Annotated in this window: 4 protein-coding genes; 1 reads left to right on the top strand and 3 read right to left on the bottom strand. The window is 73.5% G+C overall.

All coding sequences use genetic code 11. The features are described 5' to 3' along the window. Positions 1-195: 195 nt before the first annotated feature. The 3 genes from ACF053_RS09500 to nth all read right to left on the bottom strand — a co-directional run bounded on the left by ACF053_RS09500 (position 196) and on the right by nth (position 3,591). Entirely contained in the window at positions 196-1,392 is a 1,197-nt protein-coding gene (locus ACF053_RS09500; RefSeq protein WP_391953342.1) for a MarP family serine protease, read from the bottom strand. 65 nt (positions 1,393-1,457) lie between these two features. Further along, positions 1,458-2,240 carry an NUDIX hydrolase gene (locus ACF053_RS09505; RefSeq protein WP_391953689.1) on the bottom strand — a complete coding sequence of 261 codons (783 nt, stop codon included), beginning with the start codon at positions 2,238-2,240 and terminating at the stop codon, positions 1,458-1,460. 463 nt (positions 2,241-2,703) lie between these two features. Further along, a complete protein-coding gene (gene nth, locus ACF053_RS09510) occupies positions 2,704-3,591 on the bottom strand; it encodes an endonuclease III (RefSeq protein ID WP_391953343.1) in 888 nt (295 codons plus the stop codon). Positions 3,592-3,906: 315 nt separating this feature from the next. Between nth and ACF053_RS09515 the strand changes: the two genes are divergently transcribed. After that, a complete protein-coding gene (locus tag ACF053_RS09515) occupies positions 3,907-4,581 on the top strand; it encodes a Crp/Fnr family transcriptional regulator (RefSeq protein ID WP_010473292.1) in 675 nt (224 codons plus the stop codon). Positions 4,582-4,901 lie beyond the last annotated feature (320 nt).

The following is a 4,901-nucleotide window of genomic DNA, read 5'->3' on the forward strand; positions in this document are numbered from 1 at the left end:
CCCGGCTACCGGCTACCGGCTACCGGCTACCGGCTACCGGCTACCGGCTACCGGCTACCGGCTACCGGCTACCGGCTACCGGCTACCGGCTACCGGCTACCGGCGGGAAACGCCTGACGGCGTCCTGCGTGGCGGCACCCGGTCGGGTACCGCCACGCGGGACGCCGTCAAGGCTTCCCTTTCAGGGCACCGTGGTCAGAGCGCGCACCCCTGGCTGTCGACCTGCTGGTTGGCGCTGAGGCCGAGCGTGATGTCCTCGCGGATCTCGTCGACGGTCAGCGCGTACCCCGTGTTGGCGTCGTCCAGGGACCGCGCGAAGATCACGCCGTAGACCTTGCCGTCCGACGTGAGCAGGGGCCCGCCGGAGTTGCCCTGACGGACCGTCGCGAACAGTGAGTACACGTCACGCCGGACCTCGCCGCGGTGGTAGATGTCGGGCCCGTCGGCGTTGATGCGGCCCCGGACGCGTGCCGAGCGGACGTCGTACGCGCCGTTCTCCGGGAAGCCCGCGACGATCGCGTCGTCGCCGCTGCGGGCGTCGGCCCCGGTGAACTCCAGCGGCGCGGCCTCGAGGTCCGGCACGTCCAGGACGGCGATGTCGCGCTGCCAGTCGTACAGGACGACCGTCGCGTCATAGAGCCTGCCCTCGCCGCCTATCTGGACGGTCGGCTCGTCGACACCGCCCACCACGTGGGCGTTGGTCATGACGCGGCGCTCGCCGAAGACGAAGCCGGTGCCCTCCAGGACCTTGCCGCAGCTGCGGGCCGTGCCGACGACCTTCACGATGGAGTCCTTGGCGCGGGCGGCGACGGGGCTGTTCACCAGCGCCGGGTCCGGCGGGCGGACCTCGGTGATCGGCTCGTTCGCGAACGGGTTGAAGACCTGCGGGAAGCCGTTCTGCGCCAAGACCGCCGAGAAGTCCTTGAAGAGCGTCGATCCCTGGGCGGGCATGACCCGGGAGACCCCCAGGAGCACCTTGGAGCTGCGGACCTCCTTGCCGAAGGGCAGGGGCGTCTGGGCCAGGGCCGCGCCGATGAGCCAGGCGACGAGCAGCATCGCCACCACGTTGACCAGGGCGCCGCCCGTCGCGTCGAGGGCGCGGGCGGGTGACCAGGTGATGTGGCGGCGGAGCTTGTTGCCGAGGTGGGTGGTGAGGGTCTGCCCCACGGAGGCGAAGACCAGGACGATCGCGATGGCGATGATGGCGGCGGTCGTGGAGACCTCCGCGTCGCCCGTGAGCGGCCCCCACACGAGCGGCAACAGGTAGACGGCGACGACTCCGCCGCCGAGGAAACCGATCACCGACAGGATGCCGACCACGAAGCCCTGTCGGTACCCGACGATCGCGAACCACACGGCGGCGACCAGCAGCAGGATGTCCAGCACGTTCACCGTCATTAGCCTCGCAGATTCGTCTCCGGTCGCCCCGTACGGCCGCGGAGCCAGCAGTCAGCCTGTCATGCACGCCAGTCGAGCGGGACCTGCCTCCCCCGGTCCCAGGGCTCCTCCCAGCCGGCGAAGTGCAGGATCCGGTCGATCAGCCCCGCGGTGAAACCCCACACCAGGGCGGATTGGACCAGAAACGCCGGACCCCGGTAGCCGCTGGGGTGGATGGCCATCGCCCGGTTGGACGCGTCCGTGAGATCCGCCACGGGCACCGTGAAGACCCGCGCGGTCTCGGCCGGGTCCACGGCACCGACCGGGCTCGGTTCCCTCCACCACCCGAGTACGGGCGTGACGACGAAGCCGCTCACCGGGATGAAGAGCCGGGGCAGCGCGGAGAAGACCTGGACGCCGGCGGGGTCGAGGCCGGTCTCCTCCTGCGCCTCGCGCAGCGCGGCGCGCAGCGGCCCCAGCGACTCCGGGTCGCCGTCCTCCGGGTCGAGGGCGCCGCCGGGGAAGGAGGGCTGGCCGGCGTGGGCGCGCAGGCTGCTCGACCGCTCCATGAGCAGCAGCTCCGGGCCGCGCTCCCCCTCACCGAACAGGATCAGCACGGCGGCCTGCCGACCGCCCTGCGGGGGTGGGAGGAACCGGCTGAGCTGCTCGGGCGCGATCGTGTGCGCCGCCTTGGCGACGGGCTCCAGCCACCCGGGCAGCCCGTCGACGCTGACGGTGACGTGCGGGGGGACGGTTGAGGCGCCCGAGGGGCTGTGGGTGCCGGAGGCGCCGGGAGTGTGGGTTCCTGTGTCACCGGGGGTGCCGGGGGCGCGGGCGGTGCGGGCGGCGTCCGGGACCCCCACGGCCTCGTGGACGCCCGGGGCACCCACGGCACCCCGGGCCGCCGGGGTCTCGGCAGTCTCGGGAAGCTCCGGGGCTTCCGGGGACTGCGGGGCCTCCGGGGTCTCGGCAGGCTCCGGGGTCTCGGGGACCTTCGAAGCCTCGGATGCGGTCGCCCGGCCGTCAGCCGGGACGTGCGGGACCTGCGGGTCACCTGGGACGTGCGCGGCCTCCGGGGCGTGCGCGACGTCCGAAGCGGCCCCCCGCGCACCGGCCGGGGCACCACCCGGCGCCTGGCCGGCCTGGCGCCCGGGCGCCACCGCCCCGTCCGGCGCCACCGCGCCGTCGCCGCCGTGACCACGGCCGCCCTCGCGGTCCGGGCCGCCGTCCCCGCCGTCGTACGTGTCGTGCTCCGCGCGCGTCACATGCACCCCCGACTCACCCAACGCATTCCCGCCACTCGATCGTTCCGCCCGTCTCCGCCGCTCAGGCCCCGGTGGTGCCGGCCGCGCCGGCACCGGGGTCACCCTCGGGATCGGCCGTGGCCAGGGGCGCGGCGGGACGGCCCGGGTAGTCCGGGGGCGGGGCCAGACGCTGGCCGGGGTAGCCGCCCTTCTCGTACTTGAGAAGCTTCTTCGCCTTCTCCGGGTCGGTCTCCCCCTCGCCGTACGCCGGGCACAGCGGCGCGATGGGGCAGGCGCCGCAGGCGGGCTTGCGGGCGTGGCAGATGCGGCGGCCGTGGAAGATCACCCGGTGCGACAGCATCGTCCAGTCGGACTTGGGGAAGAGGGCGCAGACCTCCGCCTCCACCTTCTCGGGGTCCTCCTCGGCGGTCCACTTCCAGCGGCGGACGAGCCGTCCGAAGTGCGTGTCCACGGTGACACCGGGGACGCCGAAGGCGTTGCCGAGGACCACGTTGGCCGTCTTGCGGCCCACACCGGGGAGGGTCACCAGGTCGGCGAGGCGGCCGGGGACCTCGCCGCCGAAGTCGTCCCTCAGGGCCGTGGACAGGCCGATGAGGGACCGGGCCTTCGCCCGGAAGAACCCGGTCGGGCGGATGACCTCCTCCAGCTCCTCCGGCACCGCCGCCGCCAGGTCCTCGGGGGTGGGGTACCTCGCGAAGAGGGCGGGCGTCGTCTGGTTCACCCGCAGGTCGGTGGTCTGGGCGGAGAGGACCGTGGCGACCAGGAGCTCGAAGGGGTTGCGGAAGTCGAGCTCCGGGTGCGCGTACGGGTACACCTCGGCGAGCTCGCGGTTGATCCGCCGGGCGCGGCGGACCAGGGCGGTGCGGGATTCCGGGGCAGACGCCTTCTTTGTCCCTTTTGGTCGCTTCTGGGCATTTTTCTTTGCTGCGCTGGACACTTGTTCGCCCACAGCGGAATTCTGCTCCCCGGCCACTCTTCCAGCCCCCTCGGTGTGCGCTCTCACCGGCGAATCGGACACCCGGCCAGCCTAAGCGCCGGGGCCGACATCCGCCCTGAGCACAGGGGATCACGACCCAATCGGGGCCCTGCCGCACGGACACGCACACCGGTACGTCAAACTTGTTGTGATTGATCGCACGACAATGAACCTGCGGGGGCCGACCCTCCGGGGGTGCCGCGTCGAGCAGCGTCCCCCGGAAGAGCACCGCCCCGTCCGGCATCATGGGGACCAACGTCCTGAGCAGGTCGACATAGGAGAGAACTCGTGGACGACGTTCTGCGGCGCGCCCCGCTCTTCGCGGCGCTCGATGACGAGCAGGCCGCGGAGCTCCGCGCCTCGATGAGTGAGGTGACGCTCGCCCGCGGCGACGCCCTCTTCCACGAGGGCGACCCGGGCGACCGGCTCTACGTGGTGACCGAAGGCAAGGTCAAGCTCCACCGCACGTCCCCCGACGGCCGCGAGAACATGCTCGCCGTCCTCGGCCCGGGCGAACTCATCGGTGAGCTGTCCCTGTTCGACCCGGGCCCGCGTACGGCCACGGCGACCGCGCTGACCGAGGTCAAGCTGCTCGGCCTGGGCCACGGTGACCTCCAGCCCTGGCTGAACGCCCGCCCCGAGGTGGCCTCGGCGCTGCTGCGCGCCGTCGCCCGGCGCCTGCGCAAGACCAACGACCAGATGTCCGACCTGGTCTTCTCCGACGTGCCGGGCCGTGTCGCCCGCGCGCTCCTCGACCTGTCGCGCCGCTTCGGCGTCCAGTCGGAGGAGGGCATCCACGTCGTGCACGACCTCACGCAGGAGGAGCTGGCCCAGCTCGTCGGCGCGTCGCGCGAGACGGTCAACAAGGCGCTGGCCGACTTCGCGGGCCGCGGCTGGCTGCGCTTGGAGGCGCGCGCCGTCATCCTGCTGGACGTGGAGCGCCTGGCGAAGCGCTCGCGCTGACTCCCGGAGCACACCGGAGGGCCGTCCCGCGACACCGCGGGGCGGCCCTCCGGCGTACACCGTCCGCCGTCGGCCATCGGTGTACGCCCTCCACCGTCGCCGGTCGTACCCCCGGCCCCCGGGCCGCTGCCCCCCCCAGCCGTCGTCCCGGGCCGCCGAGCCCCGGCCGTCGACCCGGGCCGTCTCCCCGGGCCCTACCCCGGCCGGGGGGGGGCCCCCCCCCCCCCGCGGCGCCGGGGGCCCGCGGCGGGGAGGGCGGGATTGGATGAGCTGAAAGAACGGGTGTGGTTCCGCCCCCCCGGCCGCGCGGGCGTCAAGGC

The sequence above is a fragment of the Streptomyces kanasensis genome (assembly GCF_043077165.1).
In the GTDB taxonomy this organism is placed as follows: Bacteria; Actinomycetota; Actinomycetes; order Streptomycetales; family Streptomycetaceae; genus Streptomyces; species Streptomyces changanensis.